The sequence below is a fragment of the Streptomyces sp. SCPE 10 genome, assembly GCF_051980735.1.
In the GTDB taxonomy this organism is placed as follows: Bacteria; Actinomycetota; Actinomycetes; order Streptomycetales; family Streptomycetaceae; genus Streptomyces; species Streptomyces misionensis.
Map to the genome: position 1 here is coordinate 1,145,985 of NZ_CP197069.1, position 17,061 is coordinate 1,163,045.

The window sequence follows — 17,061 nt, forward strand, 5'->3', positions numbered from 1 at the left end:
CGGGCGGCGCGTCGGTCACGACCGGAGCGCCGCCCAGGTCTTGACTCCCACCTGGCCGTCGACCTGGAGGTGGTGCCCGCTCTGGAACCTCTTGACCTCGGTCAGCGTGTCGTCGCCGAAGATGCCGTCCACCCCGCTGGGGCCGACGTTGTAGCCGCGGGCCTTGAGGATGCACTGGACTTCCTTCACGCGGGAGCCCTTCTGGCCGTAGACCGTGAGAGCGGTACCGGAGTAGTACGTGCAGGACTTCCAGGGCTTGGCGGGTGTGGCCGGCGGCGGGGCGTGCTTCGTGGTCGGAGCGGGAGCGTGGGGCCGCGTGGCCGGCGGGGGATCGTACGGTTGCGGCGGCCGGGCAGGGACGGGAACGCCGCCGGGCGGCTGGTTTCCCGGGGGCGCCGGAGCCGTGACCGTCGCGGTGACCGCCGCCCTGGGCCGCGGCCGCTGCCGTGGCGAGGGCGGTTCGGTGTGCGGCGAGTTCGTGATGGTGGTGGAGGCGTGTGCCCCTGCGGGCGTGGGCGCGGCCGTCTGGCGGGCGGCGTCTCCCCCGGAGGCCCCCAGGGCGACTGCCGCTCCCGTGATCGCGACCGCTGCCGCCGCACCCGCCACCAGCGGCCATCGGCGTCGCCCGGTCACCTCCTTCGCCGGCTCCTCGGGTTTCGTGCGGCGCAGGATCGTCAACTGGTCCATGGGCGGCACCACCACGGCGGTTCCGCGCCAGGCCGCCCGTGCGGCGACGGTCTTGCTGATCGCGTCAGGCCACTGCCCGTCGGTGACATGCCCCCGCGCGGCCTCGACGACGTCCTGCGGGCTCGGCCGCCGCCGCGGGTCCTTGACCAGGCATCGACCGATCAGTTCGGCGAGTCCGGGATCGTGCCGGGCGGCCTCGGCGATCACCCGCTCGTTCGGCGGCGCGTAGATGATCCGGTGGACGACGTCGCCGGTAGTGCCCTCGCCGAAGGGGGCCGAGCCGGTGACCGCGGCGGCGAGGACCGAGCCGAGGGAGAACACGTCCGAGGCCGTGCGCACTTCGCGGCCGTCCGCCTGTTCCGGAGACATGAAGGCCGGGGTGCCCAGCTGCTGACCGGTCATGGTGAGCGAACTGGCGTCGGCGGTGTGCGCCACCCCGAAGTCGATGATGCGCGCACCGTCCGGCCCCAGCAGGACGTTGGACGGTTTGAGGTCGCGGTGGACGATGCCCACGGCGGCGATCGCGGTGAGCGCCTGCCCGATCTCGTACGCCAGCCGCCACACGACCGGCGCGGGCAGCGGCCCGTACCGCTCGACGGCCTCGCCCAGGCTGAGCCCGGGCACGTAGGCCGTGGCCATCCACAGCAGTTCGTCGCGGTCGTAACCGGAGTCGAGCAGCTCGGCGGTGTACGTCCCGTGCACCCGGCGTACGGCCTCGATCTCACGCTCGAAGCGACGGCGGAACCGCTCGTCCTCGGCGTACTCCGAGCGGATCACCTTCACCGCGACGAGGGAGTGCGCCCCGTACGCCCCCTCGGCGTCCGCCTCCCGGCCGAGGTACAGCCGGCCCATCCCCCCACCACCCAGTCGGGCGAGGACCCGGTAGGGGCCGATGTCCGGCGGGTCGGTCCGGCGCAGCTGTTGGGCGCCGAGCAGCGCCAGGTCGTCCGCGGACATTTCCTCCGCGGACGGCTGACCGGCACCAGAGGCGGCGGGGTTGGTCTCGGGCATGCGGCGTCCTTGGTCCTCTTCGGTCCTTTTCGCGACCTCTTCGGGTGCCCTTGGCGGCTCTTACGCGCCGCCCGCGTGCGAGATGTTGGTGAGGATCTTCTGCACCTGCTGCTGCAGGTGCTCCAGCGAGGCCCTCATCTTGTCCAGGTCACCCTTGGCCTGCGGCCACACCTCGCCCCTGAACCTCTGCGCCAGCGGGCCGTCCCAGTTGTTCGGGTCACTCAAAGTCTGTCCATGACTGTTGAGTTGCCCAATGAGACCGGGGAGCTGGCTGGTGATGAGGCTCAGCATCTTCGCGGCTTCCTGATGCGCCAGGTCGGTGGACTTTACCGTCGCCATTTCCTTCTCCTTCAGCAGGTCTTCGGCTCTTCAGAAATTGTCGGCCCCCGGCCCGTGACCGTCATTGATCCACAGCGCACGCCTCATGGCGGTCGGCGCAAGTCGGACAAGATCTCGGCGCTCGTGTCCGTCTCTCTGCGAGCTCGGCATTTCAGCCGTACGACGGCTTGTAGCGGTCGTCACCGAGGGCGGCAAGCGGATCGTCCTTTTCCGTACGCCCGAACGCATCGAGCAATTCGTTGACGGTGACCTTGTCCTTGCCGACGGTGTAGTCGTCCGGGTGGTTGAGCATGCGGGTGATGTATGTCTGGTCGTGCGCCGCGTCGCCGGTGAAGTGGACGACGTTCCCCCGGGGGTCGTGGACCTGACCCTGCGCGCCCAGCAGCCCGAGGGTCTGGGTGAACGCGCCCGCGGCGAGCTTGCGGTTCACCGCGTACGCGCTGGGATGGTCACCGGCCGGAAAGACCTTGTCGAGCAGCTTCATGCCCGGGTCGACCGCGGAGTAGGCGCTCTGCAGGGCTCCCAGCGCCGCCGTGGCCGCCGCGCCCTCCGCCGGGATCAGCATGAACGCCACGTTCACGTAACCGCCCTGGACCATGCTCTTGATCAGCTCGTTGTCCGGATTCGCCGTGTTGAGCGCCTTCAGGAACAACGCGACATCCTCACCGGTGTTCGCTCCCGTGATGCGCTGCCATTCCTCCAGTCCCCGCCTGGTGAAGTCGGTCGGCGGCTCGACGCCGTGCAGCACGCCGTACGCGTAGAAGTTGTTCACCGCGCCCGCCAGGTGCTTCCACTCGCTGTTCGTCAGGGTCGGCGCGCCCTCCCCGAACAGACCCAGCGACACCTTGTGCATCAAGTCCCGGGCGTCCTGCGGCGAGTGCTCCCCTCTCATCCCGATGGTCAGAATCGTCATCACCTTGGGGCTGTACTGCCGGTCGCCGTAGAAGATCTCGCGGATCTCGTGGGAGTTCAGGGACTTCGCCAGGAAGTACGAGGCTGAGGGGTTGGCGGCCAGGGCGTCCAGGAGTTGCGCCTTCTGCCCGCTGCTGATGTGGCTCCAGGGGAACCCCGGGGCCCCGGGGCCGCCATGGCCCGCGGGAGCCGCCAGGCGCATAGCCACCAGTCGGGTCGTCTGCGCGCTGACAGCACCGCTGGAGTAGGCGCTGACCAGGGCGGGGATGCCGCCGACGGCGAGTGCGGTGTCCAAGTGCGGGGCATCCAGGGCGTTGTAGAACCCGGCGCAGAAGTACGGGTCGTCGGTGTGCTTGGCCAGCTCCTGCAGGATCGGCTTGGCCGCCTCGGGACTCGATCCCAGCCGGTTGTCGTCGCTGGGCGGCTGAAGCGCCATGAGCTTGGCGGCGAGCGCAGCACCGGCCTTCATCCTCGCCTGGTTCTGCTGCTGAAGGAGGTTGTAGGCCGCCATCACGTCCGACTCCTTCGCGCTGACGACCCCATGGCCGCCCAGCGTGGCGTGCTGGGTCTGCTGGAACGCCAGGGCGACGGCGTGGACATCCCGGTCGGTGTAGTACGCCTTGGAGATCATCGCCGCGACCTCGGCGTCCAGCTCGATGCCCGGGTGGCCGGCGTTCTGGTACGCCTGCAGGGCGGGCCGCAGCACACCGCGGACCCAGTTCTGCAAATCCTGGGCGGCCCAGGTACAGGCCGCGGAGTACTTGATGAGGTTTTCGGGAATGGCTGACACCATGGAAGCTGACACCATGGAAAGGGCATCCTCGCGCTAGTTGTTGTCTTTCAGAGCCTTTTCCCGGGCATCGTGCACGGTTCCCCGCAGGGACAAGGCTGTCTGCCGCAGAGCCTTCAGTGCGTTCTGCTGGGTGCGGAAGTCGCTCTCGAACCCGTGCCTTTTTTTGCCTGACCAGTTGTCACTGCCCGGATCGCCGAGCAACGCCTGGCGCTTGGTGGTGCGCAGGTGGATCAGCCCCTCCAGCTTGGCGGCGAGCTGGGTCAGCTGACGTTCGAGCCAGTCGGCCGCTTCGGCCTCCGTAGATCCCATCCGTTCGTTCCCTTTGGCTGGTTCGGTCGTGACGTTCTTGTCGCGCCGGCCCGGGGCGGAAGGCCGGCGCCCTCGCACGGGTCGCTGTCCTCGACTCCGCAGATCCCCGTCAGCCACGACGGCGCTCCCCCGCACTCCACTGCGCGACACGCGCCTTGAACTGCACTTTCCTCGCGTCGCACCCCAGCTGTCATTGATCTCGCACGCACATCCGTAGACACTGCGCGCAGCAACCGTCAGTGCGCCACCTGCACGCCGCCGGCCATGCCCTCCGTGACCAGGTAGCCCCGCCCCGGGAGGGGTGCCAGGCGGTCGTGCCGGGGCAGGGTGGTGCCGAGCAGGTCGCCGTCGAGGTCGTGGTCGGGTGCGAGCAGGATGCCGCAGCGGCTGTCGCGGGCGTGCTGGGTCCAGTGGCCGTAGGTGCGGCGCAGGGCGTCGGCGCGGCCGGCGGCGACGAGGTGGTGTCCGGGCCTGGCGGCGGACAGCCAGCGGTCCAGGACTCCGAGGTCGTCCTCGACCGTGTCCGCGTCGTCGACGAGGAGGAGGGCGGGGCCCGTGTGCGGGGCGAGTGCCGCTTCGAGGTTGACGTATTCGGTGACGAGCGCGGTCAGCCCGGGCAGTTCGCGCAGCGGCGAGCGGCGTGGCGCGAACGCGACCACGGGCGGCGGGGTCGCCGCGGCGGCCACCTGGCGGGCGATCGTGCACAGGGTGGCGGACCGGCCGGAGCGCTGCGGCCCGGCGATCAGCGCGTGGTCCTGCTCGTACAGTTGCAGGGCCGTACCGCCGAGGGTGTCGGCGTCCAGGCCGACGGGCAGCTGCCACGGCTCGGCGGTGACCGCTGCGGCGGGCAGCGCGTTCAGCGGAACGTCGGTGGGCAGCAGGCCGATCCGTGGGGCCGTGCGGACCGCGCCGGGCCGGCGAGCGGCGCAGGCGGCCACCGCGGCACCGAGGTCTTCGGCGGGCAGGCCGATCTGTATCACCTGGCGCGTCGCGGCCACCAGCGCGCGCCCGGGGACGTAGGTGGGGACGGCGCCGCGCGGCACGTCGAAGTAGCCGTACTCGCCGGGGTCGGCCATGCGCATCAGCAGTTTCTGCTGGGTCAGTGCCGCCCATGGGGACGGCACCGCGCCGGACCGGTCGGCGGTGACGGCGAAGCGGATGCCGACGGCCGGCCCGTCCGCGTAGACCCGGGCCAGTTCGTCGATGAGGTTCATCCCGGCGATGTCCTTGTCGAAGTCCGACAGCAGCGCACCGAGGTTGTCCAGGAGCACCAGCCAGTCCGGGGCCGATGCCCCCTGGCCGGACGCCGCGACGCCGCGCGCCTTGCGCTCGTCGAGTTCCCGGCGCAGCAACCGGATGAGGCGGACCTGCCGCTCGCGTTCGGTCGGCCCGATGTGGGCCCCGGTGTGCGGCAGGCCGGCCAGCGGCGCCAGGTCGCCCGCACCCATGTCGAGGGCGAAGATGTGGCACCGCTCGGGCGGCTCGGCGCCGGCGACGGCCAGGGCGAGGGCGGCCAGGGCGGTGGACGTCCCGGAACCGCCGCCGCCGTAGAATAGGACGTTTCCCGCCGCGGGATCCCAGCCGACCGGGTACTGCCGCTGCCGCTCGGGGTCATCGGCGAGGGCGTATGTGGGGAGGCCGGGGGCCTCCGTCTGCAGACCGCGTTCCGCGACGGGCGGCAGATCGGCGACGCGTACGACAGCGGGCAGGGGGTCGGGCCAGGGGCGGCGCGGCTCGGCGATACCGGCCAGCTCTGCCGCCTCTTCGGCGGCCGCGACAAGCCGCTGCAGGTCGGTCGCCCCGTCGGATTCCGCCGCACCCGACTCGGCGACGGGCAGTGCCAGCAGGAAAGGGGCCGCGGTCGCCGGGGCCGTGACGGCTGTCTCCGGGGTGACACCGGTGGACAGCGCGGTCTGCACCGGGACGACTTCACGAGCGCTGAGCCGGTAGAAGGCGCGGCCCCACTGCCGGCTGCCGATCGCGGCGGCGGCCGGATTGTCGATGACGTCCTGCGAGTCGCCGGTGGATTCCAGCCGGAGCGCGATGCGCAGCTTCACGTTGTTCTTGATCGCGTCGTTGACGGAGCCGGCGGGCCGCTGCGTCGCCATGATCAGGTGCACGCCCAGGCTGCGGCCGCGCTGCGCGATGCCGACGAGGGCGTCCACGAAGTCCGGGAGCGCCTTGACCAGGGTGGCGAACTCGTCGATGACCACGGCCAGCCGCGGCATCGGTTCCAGTTCGGTCCGCCCGGTGTCCCGCAGCCGCTGGTAGTCGCGTACGTGGCTCAGGCCCGTCTCGCGCAACAGCCGTTCGCGGTGGTGCAGTTCGGCCTCCAGGCAGCGCAGGGCGCGTTCGCTGAGCTGCTCGTCGAGGTCGGTGACCAGCCCGACGGTGTGCGGCAGGGTGGCGCATTCGTCCAGCGCGCCGCCGCCCTTGTAGTCGATCAGCGCGAGGGTGAGGTGTTCCGGGTCGGCGTCGACCGCCATGCTCGCGATGAGTGTGCGCAGCAGTTCGCTCTTGCCGGAACCGGTCGTCCCGGCGATGAGCGCGTGGGGACCGTCGTCATCGAGGTCGATGCTGAACAGGTCACGTTCCGTGACGCCCAGCACCGCCCGGACCCGGAGCTCGGGCACCCGTTTCCTCCAGTGGTCGGCCACCGCGCCGCCGTCCACGCTCTCCAGGTCCAGCAGGGGAAGCAGAGAGATCCGGTCGGGCAGTCCGGCGCCCTCGATCCGCAGTTCCGGGTCCTCGAAGCGGGCCAGCGCCCGCGCGGTGTCGCGTGCTTCGGCCAACGGAACGCCGTCGAGCAGCACCCGCTCCACGGTGGTGCCCAGGGCCACGTCACGGACCTGTCCGGTGCCCTCGGGCGAGGCGGTGACCACGGAGGTGCACAGCGCGGGCAGGCGGGTGGTCAGCACCAGCGCCCCGCAGCGTACGGAGGTGCCCGCGATCAGGTCCCGCAGCCGGTTGGGGCGGCCCTCCAGCAGGGTGGCGCCGTCCACGACCACGAGGAGCACCGGGCCTGCGGTCGGCCGACCGGCCGCGGCCTGCGCGGGCGGCCCCGTGGCGAGCAGGTGCTGGGCCAGCGTGTCGGCCTGTTCCGGACCGACCGCCACCAGCCGTGTCGTCCCGGATCGTACGTCGGCTCCGTGCGGCAGCCACTTGGTCCAGTCCCAGTCGGCGAGCCGGTCGGCGTCGGTGAACACCGCGACCGTGACGTCCGCGGGCCCGCTGCCCACCACGGCCTGGCACAGCAGGGACCGGGCGACGGCGAGGCACGCCTTCCGGTTGCCCTCGAAGCCCACGGCCTCACCCGCCGAGACACCCACCACCACGGGCACCTGCGGCAGTACGGACCTGCGCGCGAGTACGGCCGCGGGTTCCGGTGCCGGCTCGGCGGAGCCCTGCTCCAACGGCGGGTCCCAGGGCAGGTCGGCCGTTCCGACCACGAGTTGGAGGAAGTCGTCCGCGGCCGGACGCCGCTCCCACAGCGCGGTCCCTGGGGCGGTCGCCCGGTAGAGCACCTCGGCCGGATCGGGGTGGGCCGCGCGGCGGGACCGTACCTCTTCGGTGTGCGCGCGTTCCACCGCCGTCTCGAACTCCGCCAGCCGTGCGGTGTAGTCACGGCTCCCCCGGCGCAGCGCGGTCCTGCCGCGTAGGCGTTCCTCGGTGAAGTTGGCCAGGAACATCAGCGGGGTCAGTGCCGCGATGGCCGCGTAGCGCGGGTCACCGGTCAGCAGAACGGTCGCGGCGGCCATGGCCAGCGGGCCGAGCAGGGCCGCGACGCTGAAAGGGGCCTTGTGCGTACGAGCCGGCGGCGCGGGGACCACGATCGGCGCCGCACCGCCCGGGCGCCCGCCCCGCGGCGGGCGGTTGAACGGCAGCGTCCCACCGGGCCCGGCCTCGCGGACGGCGTTGATCCGCTGCACCGGGCCGAGCCGGTCCGCGGGCAGTACCCGGACAAGCAGTTCTCCGCCGAGCGACACCAGGTCGTCGGCATGGACGGGGACCGTCTCGCGGATCCTCGTGCCGTCGACGTCGGTGCCGTTCGCCGAGCCGAGGTCGGTGACGGTGACCCGGCCGTCGGACAGGACGTCGAATGCGGCGTGGAGCCGCGAAACACCCGTGGCCACTACGCGGACATCCGCTTCCGCTCCACGCCCGAGGACCGTGCGGCCCACCGCCAGCGGGACACTGCGGCCCGCCTCCAGACCGCCGACCAGCCGCAGGATGACCGCCGGCTTCCGCAGTCCGCCGACCACAGGGCCACGGGCGCCGGCAACCCGCGACCCGTGCACGAGACCGGACTCGTTCACCATCGTCTCCGGGGGCATCACCCGGCCGTCCACGGCGAGCACGTGGCCTGACAGCCCCACGGCCGTGGCCAGATCGGCGAGGGTGGCGTCCGGGCGTCCGAAGTGCACCTCCGCGTCCCACTCGCGTCCACCGTCGACACAGACGATCCGCACTGCGCGCCTTCTCCTCACCGGTCCGGATGACGGGCGTCCAGCCTTCCGCGGCTCTCCGGGGAGCGCATCGGCACCGCGTGCACACCGGTTGACCGTGCACGCAACAGCGACGCCTCGGCCCGGTAGGACTCCCCCGGCCCCGGGCCGGTGACCGGTCTTCAGCCGGTTGCTGTGACGACAGGAACGGCTTTGCGTTCTGTGTCGATGACGCCCCGCCGTCGGGCGGGCCGATGTCGGGCAAGCCGCGGTCGTCGACGGCTGTCGACAGATCGGCGGTCACTCCGGCGCCCGCAACTCACTCGGCCCGGAACCGTTCGCCTGACTGCGGGTCGTCCGGGATCGCGTCGGTGTCCACGCTGATCACCGGCTGGCCGGCCTCCCGGTGCTGGCGGGCCTGCCCGTTGAGTACAGCGGAACTTGGCATCCGGGTCCGGAGGTTGGCTTTTCTGGATGGCCGTACGAACACGCCCCTGCGGGGATGCGCATACGACGCCAACGAGCCACGGGACGGGAAGCAACACCTTGATGATCCGCAAGCCCTTGGCCCCCGGTTCACGGCATGAGCGCCGGGGCCGCATCCCGCAGCCCTGGTCCTTCACGATCCGAGTGCCGTCGGAGCAGGGCGATGGCCCCGAGAGCGGTGCCGGGCGCGCCGAGTCCGGTCGGGATCACTCGAGGCACCCCGTACGAGCCGCACGCGACACGCGTGTTGAGCACGCGCTCGATCGGCGCCATCAGGGCCCGACCCGTGTCGACCAACTCACCGCCGATGACGATCACGTCCGGTCCGACGGCGTGACTCACGTCGGCCAAAACCCTCCCGACGTGCGCGCCCACCTTCGACAGCACCGCATGGGCGATCTCGTCACCGGACTCCAGCGCGGTCAGCAGCTCCGGCATCCCCGCCACCGCGCATCCCGCGGTGCGGCAGGCGTCGAGCACCGCCCCGATCGATGCCACGGTCTCCAGGCATCCGACCGCGCCGCACTCGCAGAGCGCGCCGTCGGGGTCCACGCTGATGTGGCCGAACATTCCGGAGCGGCCGTCGGCGCCGCGGTGCAGGGTGCCGGCCATCACCAGGCCGCCGCCGACCCCGTGCGACAACCGCAGGTACAGCACGTTCCGTTCGCCCGCGGCGGCTCCCCAGACCGTCTCGGCGAGCGTGGCCAGCCGGGTGTTGTTGTCCACCAGTACCGGTGCGCCGAAGCGTTCGCGCACACGCGCCGCCACGGCGTCGTGCCAAGGAGTCCACTGCGGCCGGTGCCCCGACGGTCCGACCGGTCCGACCACTCCGATGCCGATGCCGTTCAGAGCGCCCGGCCGCAGCGTTCCGCCCGTCAGCTGGTCCGCCAGCCGCCACGCGAGGTCGATGCGGGTCTGCCATGGGAGGTCGGGACCGTGCGGTTCGCCCGTCGTGCCGACTATCGCGTGCGTCCCGTCCATCGCGGCCACCCGCACCGCCCGGCGCGCGAACTCGATACCGAACAGCCGGCCTGCCCCGGGGTTCAGGGTCAGCACCTCCGCCGGCCGGCCCCGCTTGCGCCGGGATGCCTCCGGCACCGAGGCGAGGACGGCACCGTTGTCCATGAGCGCTCCGACGGCGTCGTAGAGCGTGGTACGGGACAGGCCGCTCAGGGCCCCTAACTCTCCTCGGGTCAGCGGACCGTGGTCGCGCAGCAGGCGCAGCACCAGGGCCTCGTGTGCGGTGGAGGCCGGTGTCGTCTCGGTCGGCATGGCGAAGGCGCCCCTCTTTCAGTGCGGTTGTCGTGAGGCAGGCCGGAGGTGATCCGTCGCCTGTGGCGCGAGAAGTTAAGGGGTGTCTTTGTGGAAATTCTGTGGCCCTGTGATGTTGGCGGCCGGTCGGGTACGGGACGGATGACGCGACCGCCCACCCCGCAGCGGGAACCACCGGCCGAAAGCGATGTCGTCCCGGGTCGGAGGTGGTCCCGTCTCCGAGATCAGTCGTACCTCCTCGATCAGGAGCTCCCGGAAACGGTCGCTGTCCGCCGTTCCCGCCGCGCACCGCACGCGCCTGCGCACAACATCACCCGAATTCCTCTTGATGCCACAGATTTGTCGCTCCAGAGCCGAGATGACTGGACATCAGTTGGACGACATCGGTGTTGAGTGGTTTCCTCTTCCATGGTTTGTCATAGGCGTGTCACAGGGGCTTGGCGAGCCTTGGGAGCGCAGTTGCCGATGTGATCAAATGCAAATGCCCCGGGAATCCCCGGTGCGCACCGGCTTTGCGCGGTCGAGACGCGCGGCCACACCGGGTGCGAGGCGTTCACGTACGTCGCACTTGCCGGGCCCACGCCATCGCGGCTCCGGGCCGTCCGGCGGAATTGTGCGGTGGCCTGCATCCGACCCCCATCCAGGGGCCGTGCGCCTTCCGGCGCAGGAGCCCCTCCGACGAAAGAGAGCGAACAATGCGCAAGACCTTGAAGAAGGCCGTAGTCGTCGGCGCCAGCATCTTGGCGTTCTCCGGCGTCGCTGCCGGCGTTGCTCAGGCGGCGCCCCGGCAGGGCGCGGACATCAAGGGGAACGGAAACCTTCAGGAGTGCATCCGCTGGGGCAATGCTTTGAAGAAGTCCGGTAAGATCGTGGGCTTTGCCTGTATGGAGAACCAGGGCGGCAAGACCTACGAGCTGACCCCGTACTACGCCAACTGACCTTCCCCGTACAACTGCCGGCCCTCGCGCAAGAGGGCCGGCTGCCCTTCCGGGAGGTGTGGTGATCGCCGAGCCCGGCGCACCACACCTTCGTGGAAAAGCTTGGCGTTTTGCGTAACCGTTCGGCTCTCGACTGCGCGTCGGCCACTCGAAGGAGAACGTGTCGCAAAAAGCCGACCAGGACCTCCCCACGCGTAAGGAAGTAGAAAGTCATGGCACGACCAGAGTCCGGCAGGAGGGTCATGGGCTGGGCCGCGGCGGCCACCTTGCTGGCGGCGGCGCCGCTCCTGGCGGCGTGCTCAGGCGATTCGCACTCGCGCCCCTCTTCCGCCTCGCACGACAGCAGCGGCCCCTCCCCCTCCACGCCCGCATCGGACGAGTCCGGCGCGTCGTCGGACGGCGGCTCCGGCGCACAGGCGGACGACCAGTCCACGGTGTCCTCCGCAGTCGGCGCCTGGGTGGACGCGGTCATCCAGAAGGACGCGAAGCGGGTCTGCCTGCTCTCCTCCGTCTCGGGCAACGGCTCGGCTCCGCCGACGGCCGCGACCCCGCAGATGTGCAGCGCGGCGACTACGCAGCGGATGGCCGTCGGCCTGGAGGCCATGAGCAAGGCATTCACACCGCGGAACGCCTCCGGCCGGCCGAGGGTGAAGGTCAACGTGCCTACCCCCCAGGGCAACGAGGCGGTCGTCCCGGCGGCCAAGGTCATGATTGACGGGCAGTCGCTGCGGGCGATCTTGCTGTCCCACTCGCACAATGTGGACCCGAAGACCTTCACGTTCAAAGCGAAGGCCAACAAGATCAACGGGAAGTGGTACGTCGGCAACAACGACGTCAACAGCGGCAATCAGACGCTCAAGCCGCAAACGCCGTCATGACGTCAGGGGTCTCAAGGGGCCCTGTTTCTCCTTGAGGCCACTATGCCTCCGGACTCGGCGATACCGGCACCGCCCTCGGCGCCCCCGCTCTGCTCCGGCGGCACCCGGATCACGAAGCGCCCGGGCTGCGGGGGCAGCCCGGGCGCTCGTTCCGTGGCACGGGGACGTCAGCCGCTCCGGCCGCCGGTCACCCCGTCTCTCTCAGGGGGTCACTTCAGCACCTTCTGCCGGACGACGATGTGACCGGCGTCGGGATTGAGGCTCCCGCCGAGCCGCCTGAAGGCGCCGTCGGTCAGGTCCAGGCACTTGGGTTCCGCCTTCGTGTGTTTGAACGTGCCGCGGTCGTTGATGCGCACGACCAGGGACTTGCCGTTGGCCACGTTGGTGACCCGCACCCGCGTGCCGAAGGGCAGCTGGGGATTGCGGGTGAGCGAAGTCGCCGCGGTGTTCTTGCTGTTGTCGAAGATGTCGCCGTTGGCGGTGGTGCTGCCGGCGGGTATCGGGCCGTAGTGCGTCGCCCAGCACGTCGGCCTCTGAGCCTGTGCGGAGGCGGTCGCGGCGGAACTCGCCGGAGCCAGGGCGACCATCGCGGTCAGTACGGCCGCGCCGGCCGCGATGGAGGCGTGCAGGGTCCGCTTGCTCATGTTCCTTCCCCTGTTTCTCGTGATTTCGACTGATCGGTCTTGTATTCAGCCCGCCGAGCGATAGGCGACGCCCACCCGGTTGGCCGTCGCACCGTGGTAAAGGCCGGTGCCGTCGCCGTGGTCGGTGGAGAGGGTGAACCACGCGTAGCGCCGGACGTAGTCCAGGTGCTGGAGCATGTCCGTCGACTTCTTCACGAATGCGGCCTGTTGCGCCTTGGACGGATAGCGCGGGGTGCCGGACGAGAAGTCGATCAGGGCGTATTCGGTGAGCCAGATCGGCTTGTTGTAGCGCTTGTGCACGGCCTCGAGATAGCTGCGCAACTGCCCCGTCGCGCGTTGGGCGTCGAAGTCCGCGCCGTACCAGTGCAGGGGGATGAAGTCGACCTGGTAGTGGCGGGCGGCGGCGCCCTTCATGAACTGGTCCAGCCAGCCGCCGGCGACATCGCCGCCGGTGGCCACGGCGGGGGCGCCGAGCCGCAGACCGGTCGACTGAAGCCGGGGCCACAGGTCGAGTGCCTGCTGCACGGTCATGTGGGCCTGATCCGACCTGTCGGGCTCGTTGAAGCCGAGCAGGTTCTTGCCCTGCTTCTTGGCCAGGCCGAGCTCCTTGTCCGTCACCGAGCCCGCGTCATGGATCATGGGCACGAACTCGACACCGCGCGGCGGCTCGATTCCTCCCTTGCCCGACGACCAGGTGTAGAACCAGCCGGAGTTCGAGTCGGCGAGCGCCTTGGTGACGCCGTCGAACTTCCAGGCGCTGATGCCCTTCTTCTTCGCCGCGGGGGTGGCGGCAACGGAATGGCCGTCGGCCGCGAACGCGGTGGGCGTGGCGCTCTGGCTGCCGGCCACGAGCACCGCCGTGAGCAGGAACGGCAGGGCGAGGACGCGTACCTTCCGCATGACGCCTCCCTCAGCAGCTGAGGTGCGCGCCCGCGCCGACCTGGAGCATCTTTGTGAACTTCTGGTACTGGGCGACCCGGTCCTGCATCTTGGCCGGGTCGCCGCCGTTGCACTCGACGGCGCCGTTGATGCTGCGGATGGTCTCGCCGAAGCCGCCGCCCGTGACCATCGCGTGGTGGGGCGTCATGGTGCCGGGGCCGGACTGGGTCATCCAGTACCAGAGCGCGAGCTTCCAGGTCACGACGGGGTTCGTCGCCGCGAGGTTCGGGTGGTTCAGCAGGTCGATGTGGACCGCGTCACCGGCCGCCTTGTAGTTGTAGTTCCAGCTGATCTGGAGCGGGCCGCGGCCGTGGTACGCGGACTGGCCGGCCGGGCAGCCGTAGGGCTCCTGCTGGCAGTAGGTCGGCCAGTTGGCCTTGTCCTGCTCGTTGATGTAGATCAGCCCGCTGGTCTCGTGGCTGACGTTCGCGAGGAAGGCCGCGGCCTCACGCTTCTTGGTCCCGGCGTCGCCGGTGTGGGCGAAGGCCGGGAATGCCTTCATCGCCTTGACCAGGCCATCGTAGGTGTAGAGCTTCTTGTGGTGCGGGAACATCTGGTTGTACTGGGCCTTGCTGACGACGAATCCACCGATTTGCTCCGCGGCGGACGCAGTGTTGGTGCTCAGATTGACCGCGAAGATCGCTATCAATGCGGCGGTGAGCACGGCGTAGACGGCACGTAGCCTTCGCATACGGGAAACTCCTTGGAGTAAAGGCGGGTTGCCCATCGGAACCCGGATACGAAGAAGCTACCTGCCGCCGCCCGGAGAAAGGGCTCAGAAATTGCTTCGGGAACGGCAGTTGTTGCTCGCATTTCTTGCTCGGGGAGTTCGAGCGCGACGCGCGAAGTTCTGAACCCGTGCCTCTAAACCGACGTGCCTGAGCCGACGCGTCTGAACCGCATACGAGCCGGCCGCCCCGCGGGAGTGTTCGCGGGGCGGCCGGCTCGTGGAGCAGGAGGTCATGGGGCCATGGGATCACCAGAACGTCACGACGAAGCCTTTGCAGTTGGCGCACTGCCGCATCGTCTTGTTGCCGGTCTCCTGGTCCTGCTTGGACCAGGCGTAGGCCTTGGGGCAGTGCTTCTTGATGGCATCGCTGTAGGCGGAGGTGGCGTCCCGGCTCGGGTTCACGCACAGCACGGTCTTCCCGGCGGAGTTGTGCTGCCGGTCGGCCTTCGGGCAGTAAGGCAGCAGGTCCTCCCGGCAGCCCTGCTGCGAGCACGAGCCGTTCTCGGTGACCTTCTCGGCTCCCTTGGGCGCGATGGTGATCGGGAGTGAGAAGGCGTTGACGTAGCTGACGTCGTACCAGGGTGCCGCCGTGTCCTTCTTGTCGAAGTTGAACTCGGCGAGGCTGACCGGCTGTTCGCCCGTCGCGCAGCGCTGGGCGAATACTCCGCAGTCGCCGATGGCACAGTGGAACGTGCTTCCCGACGTGCCCGAACACCCTTGGCGGGCGAAGAACTTGCCGCGCCAGTGGTAGGGGGCCTTGTCCTCCGGGATGGTCACGGTCGCCGACTGCCCGGGCTTGAGCACGGGCAGCGCCTTCAGGCTCTTCGAATCTCCGTCGGGCTCACCCTTGTTGACGGTGCTGCCGATCCACAGTTTCTTCCCGGACCGGTTGACGAACGTCACCGTGTGGGCGCCGACGGCCGCACTCGCCTCGGGTGCGGCGACGGTGGCGGCGGCGGGCACGGTGCGGGAATCGCCGGCCACGGCGGCATGCGCGGCTCCGGCGGACACGACGGCCGGCATGAGACACAGCACGGCCGCGAGAAGCAACTCACGTACTCTCTTCACCTGGTACTCCCTCGGTAATCGCTTGTTGCACGCAAGAACGGGTGTCTCAGAACGGGGTCAGCGTCAGGTGCATCTGCCGGGGGCTGGGGTCCTCGATGTAGGAGGCCCAGTCGGCGACGTCGTCGAAGGCGAAGCCATAGGCCTTGCCATTGCTGGTCGCGGCGTGGATGGCCTTGGCGTAGTGGTTGGTGACGGCGGTGTCGTAGAAGGTGGCCGCGCGGGTGGTGGGCTGCCGGCTGTGGCTCAGCAACGTCGAGCGGTTGAACGCGGCGCCCAGGGCGGCGGCGACCGGGCCGGTGATCCCGTCGTTGGGAGCGGCGAGCGCCCCGTCGCAGAAGAGCACGTCACGGGTGGAGGGCTTGGCGAAGGAGATCTGCGCGGGGCCGCTGAAGGTGAGCTGCTGGTTCCTGACCCGGCCGGTGAATGTGCCCGCGTTCGTCCTGACGACGAGGTCCTTGTTCTGGTAGGTCTGCCAGACCTCGTCGATGTAGTCGTCGAAGTAGTGCTGGGAGAACCGGCCGGCGTCGAGGCCGTGGCTCGGGGCGATGACGCGCCGGTCCGCTATGACGAGGTTCTTGAAGTCCGGGTGGTTCCTCAGCGCGTCGAAGACCTTCACGCGGCCACCGGCGGGCAGCTGGCCGGTGCTGTGGTTCTTCGCTCCGTTCAGCCCGATCATCATCGGAACGCTGAACATGTCCACCATGGTGGTGTTGCAGTGCATGCCGGACGCGCCGTGGGTGAACTCCACGAAGTCGTGCAGCACCGAGAAGTTGGGGTCGGACTCCACCCAGCCGGCCGGCTGCTGAAGACCGATCTTGCCGTCGGCGCCCCGGACGGCCTTGAACTTCAGTTTCTGGCCGAGGGCCACGTAGATGCGTCCGGACATCTGCGGCAGTCGCAGCTCCGTCGCGCCGTGGGCGGTCAGCGGGATGGAGTAGTCGGCGAAGCCGTCCGCGTGGTTGTCGGAGAGCTTGACGGGGGCCAGGGTGCCCTGCCGGGTGAGCCGTACCTGCCGGTCTCCCTGGCTGCCCACGACGTACAGGTGGACCTTGCCGTTGGCGAACTTGCCGCTGCTGTTGACGACCGTGAGCGGCAGCCCCCCTCCCGCGGCCTCGGCGGCCCCGACGGCGCCGTGGGAGTCGGCGAAGGCGCGCGGGGCGGCGGAGACGATCGCCGATCCGGCCAGGGCACCCGCCATCGCGGCGAGCGCTCTGCGGCGGGTGGGCGGGTGGGCGTCGGACGAGAACATGCGGAAATTCCTCTCTCCAGTGCTGTGTGTGACGGGACACGCCGGGGAAACGGGCGCGCGCGGACGCCTGGCCGCGGCGGGCGGCCGGGGCACTCATGGGGAAGCCCTGCTACGGGTGTCCGGCGCTCCAGCAGCCGTCGCCGTGGCGGTTCCTCAGCCCGGTCAGTGCGTCGTGCAGCTCCGCCAGGCGAGCCTGGCTCGGCTGTCCGGCGACGTTGTGCAACTCGTCGGGGTCGGTGCTCAGGTCGTAGTACTCCTTCGCGCCGCTGTCGTACTCGACGTGACGTCGGTGAGTACGAAGACGATGGTCGGTTCGGCCGCTGCCGGCTTCACGGTGGGGGCGGTGGCGTGGGCTGTCGCC

The 17,061-nt window shown here is 70.0% G+C and carries 14 protein-coding genes; 2 read left to right on the plus strand and 12 right to left on the minus strand.

Features of this window, described 5'->3' with window-relative positions; genetic code table 11:
* Positions 1–15 precede the first annotated feature (15 nt).
* The 7 genes from ACSP97_RS05380 to ACSP97_RS05410 all read right to left on the minus strand — a co-directional run bounded on the left by ACSP97_RS05380 (position 16) and on the right by ACSP97_RS05410 (position 10,254).
* Entirely contained in the window at positions 16–1,698 is a 1,683-nt protein-coding gene (locus ACSP97_RS05380) for a protein kinase domain-containing protein (protein WP_440556525.1), read from the minus strand.
* Between the two features lie 60 nt (positions 1,699–1,758).
* On the minus strand, positions 1,759–2,037 hold the full coding sequence (locus tag ACSP97_RS05385; protein WP_355154918.1) for a hypothetical protein: 279 nt from the start codon (positions 2,035–2,037) through the stop codon (positions 1,759–1,761).
* A 151-nt stretch (positions 2,038–2,188) separates the two neighbouring features.
* The gene (locus ACSP97_RS05390; protein WP_358674351.1) at positions 2,189–3,742 is read right to left on the minus strand and encodes a hypothetical protein; all 1,554 of its coding nucleotides are present in this window, start codon (positions 3,740–3,742) and stop codon (positions 2,189–2,191) included.
* Between the two features lie 33 nt (positions 3,743–3,775).
* Positions 3,776–4,051: a hypothetical protein gene (locus ACSP97_RS05395; RefSeq protein ID WP_355154916.1), complete on the minus strand. Its 276-nt coding sequence runs from the start codon at positions 4,049–4,051 to the stop codon at positions 3,776–3,778.
* Between the two features lie 236 nt (positions 4,052–4,287).
* Complete coding sequence (locus ACSP97_RS05400; RefSeq protein ID WP_440556528.1) at positions 4,288–8,520, minus strand: FtsK/SpoIIIE domain-containing protein; 4,233 nt, start codon at positions 8,518–8,520, stop codon at positions 4,288–4,290.
* A 295-nt stretch (positions 8,521–8,815) separates the two neighbouring features.
* Positions 8,816–8,944, minus strand: coding sequence for a hypothetical protein (locus tag ACSP97_RS05405; protein WP_440556530.1), 129 nt, complete (start codon positions 8,942–8,944; stop codon positions 8,816–8,818).
* Between the two features lie 128 nt (positions 8,945–9,072).
* Positions 9,073–10,254, minus strand: a complete 1,182-nt coding sequence (locus ACSP97_RS05410) for an ROK family transcriptional regulator (RefSeq protein ID WP_355528324.1) — start codon at positions 10,252–10,254, stop codon at positions 9,073–9,075.
* Positions 10,255–10,949: 695 nt separating this feature from the next.
* Between ACSP97_RS05410 and ACSP97_RS05415 the strand changes: the two genes are divergently transcribed.
* Together ACSP97_RS05415 and ACSP97_RS05420 are read left to right on the plus strand one after the other, a co-directional pair.
* Positions 10,950–11,192 (plus strand): hypothetical protein, encoded by a 243-nt coding sequence (locus ACSP97_RS05415; RefSeq protein WP_355154912.1) that lies wholly within the window; start codon positions 10,950–10,952, stop codon positions 11,190–11,192.
* Positions 11,193–11,434: 242 nt separating this feature from the next.
* Positions 11,435–12,070, plus strand: a complete 636-nt coding sequence (locus ACSP97_RS05420; protein WP_440556533.1) for a hypothetical protein — start codon at positions 11,435–11,437, stop codon at positions 12,068–12,070.
* A 209-nt stretch (positions 12,071–12,279) separates the two neighbouring features.
* Here ACSP97_RS05420 and ACSP97_RS05425 read toward each other — a convergent pair whose 3' ends face one another.
* From ACSP97_RS05425 to ACSP97_RS05445, 5 genes are all read right to left on the minus strand, one after another.
* Positions 12,280–12,714 carry a septal ring lytic transglycosylase RlpA family protein gene (locus ACSP97_RS05425; RefSeq protein ID WP_355154909.1) on the minus strand — a complete coding sequence of 145 codons (435 nt, stop codon included), beginning with the start codon at positions 12,712–12,714 and terminating at the stop codon, positions 12,280–12,282.
* A gap of 45 nt (positions 12,715–12,759) precedes the next feature.
* Complete coding sequence (locus tag ACSP97_RS05430; protein ID WP_440556535.1) at positions 12,760–13,614, minus strand: glycoside hydrolase family protein; 855 nt, start codon at positions 13,612–13,614, stop codon at positions 12,760–12,762.
* 10 nt (positions 13,615–13,624) lie between these two features.
* Positions 13,625–14,344 (minus strand): chitinase, encoded by a 720-nt coding sequence (locus tag ACSP97_RS05435; protein ID WP_440556537.1) that lies wholly within the window; start codon positions 14,342–14,344, stop codon positions 13,625–13,627.
* Positions 14,345–14,629: 285 nt separating this feature from the next.
* Positions 14,630–15,451: a thaumatin family protein gene (locus ACSP97_RS05440; protein ID WP_440556539.1), complete on the minus strand. Its 822-nt coding sequence runs from the start codon at positions 15,449–15,451 to the stop codon at positions 14,630–14,632.
* A 46-nt stretch (positions 15,452–15,497) separates the two neighbouring features.
* Positions 15,498–16,700 (minus strand): beta-1,3-glucanase family protein, encoded by a 1,203-nt coding sequence (locus ACSP97_RS05445; protein ID WP_440556541.1) that lies wholly within the window; start codon positions 16,698–16,700, stop codon positions 15,498–15,500.
* Positions 16,701–17,061 lie beyond the last annotated feature (361 nt).

Bases quoted from the DNA above. Each gene is read 5' to 3' on its own strand.
- ACSP97_RS05380 (WP_440556525.1), bottom strand. From the start codon at position 1,698: ATGCCCGAGACCAACCCCGCCGCCTCTGGTGCCGGTCAGCCGTCCGCG.
- ACSP97_RS05385 (WP_355154918.1), bottom strand. From the start codon at position 2,037: ATGGCGACGGTAAAGTCCACCGACCTGGCGCATCAGGAAGCCGCGAAG.
- ACSP97_RS05390 (WP_358674351.1), bottom strand. From the start codon at position 3,742: ATGGTGTCAGCCATTCCCGAAAACCTCATCAAGTACTCCGCGGCCTGT.
- ACSP97_RS05395 (WP_355154916.1), bottom strand. From the start codon at position 4,051: ATGGGATCTACGGAGGCCGAAGCGGCCGACTGGCTCGAACGTCAGCTG.
- ACSP97_RS05405 (WP_440556530.1), bottom strand. From the start codon at position 8,944: ATGCCAAGTTCCGCTGTACTCAACGGGCAGGCCCGCCAGCACCGGGAG.
- ACSP97_RS05410 (WP_355528324.1), bottom strand. From the start codon at position 10,254: ATGCCGACCGAGACGACACCGGCCTCCACCGCACACGAGGCCCTGGTG.
- ACSP97_RS05415 (WP_355154912.1), top strand. From the start codon at position 10,950: ATGCGCAAGACCTTGAAGAAGGCCGTAGTCGTCGGCGCCAGCATCTTG.
- ACSP97_RS05420 (WP_440556533.1), top strand. From the start codon at position 11,435: ATGGGCTGGGCCGCGGCGGCCACCTTGCTGGCGGCGGCGCCGCTCCTG.
- ACSP97_RS05425 (WP_355154909.1), bottom strand. From the start codon at position 12,714: ATGAGCAAGCGGACCCTGCACGCCTCCATCGCGGCCGGCGCGGCCGTA.
- ACSP97_RS05430 (WP_440556535.1), bottom strand. From the start codon at position 13,614: ATGCGGAAGGTACGCGTCCTCGCCCTGCCGTTCCTGCTCACGGCGGTG.
- ACSP97_RS05435 (WP_440556537.1), bottom strand. From the start codon at position 14,344: ATGCGAAGGCTACGTGCCGTCTACGCCGTGCTCACCGCCGCATTGATA.
- ACSP97_RS05445 (WP_440556541.1), bottom strand. From the start codon at position 16,700: ATGTTCTCGTCCGACGCCCACCCGCCCACCCGCCGCAGAGCGCTCGCC.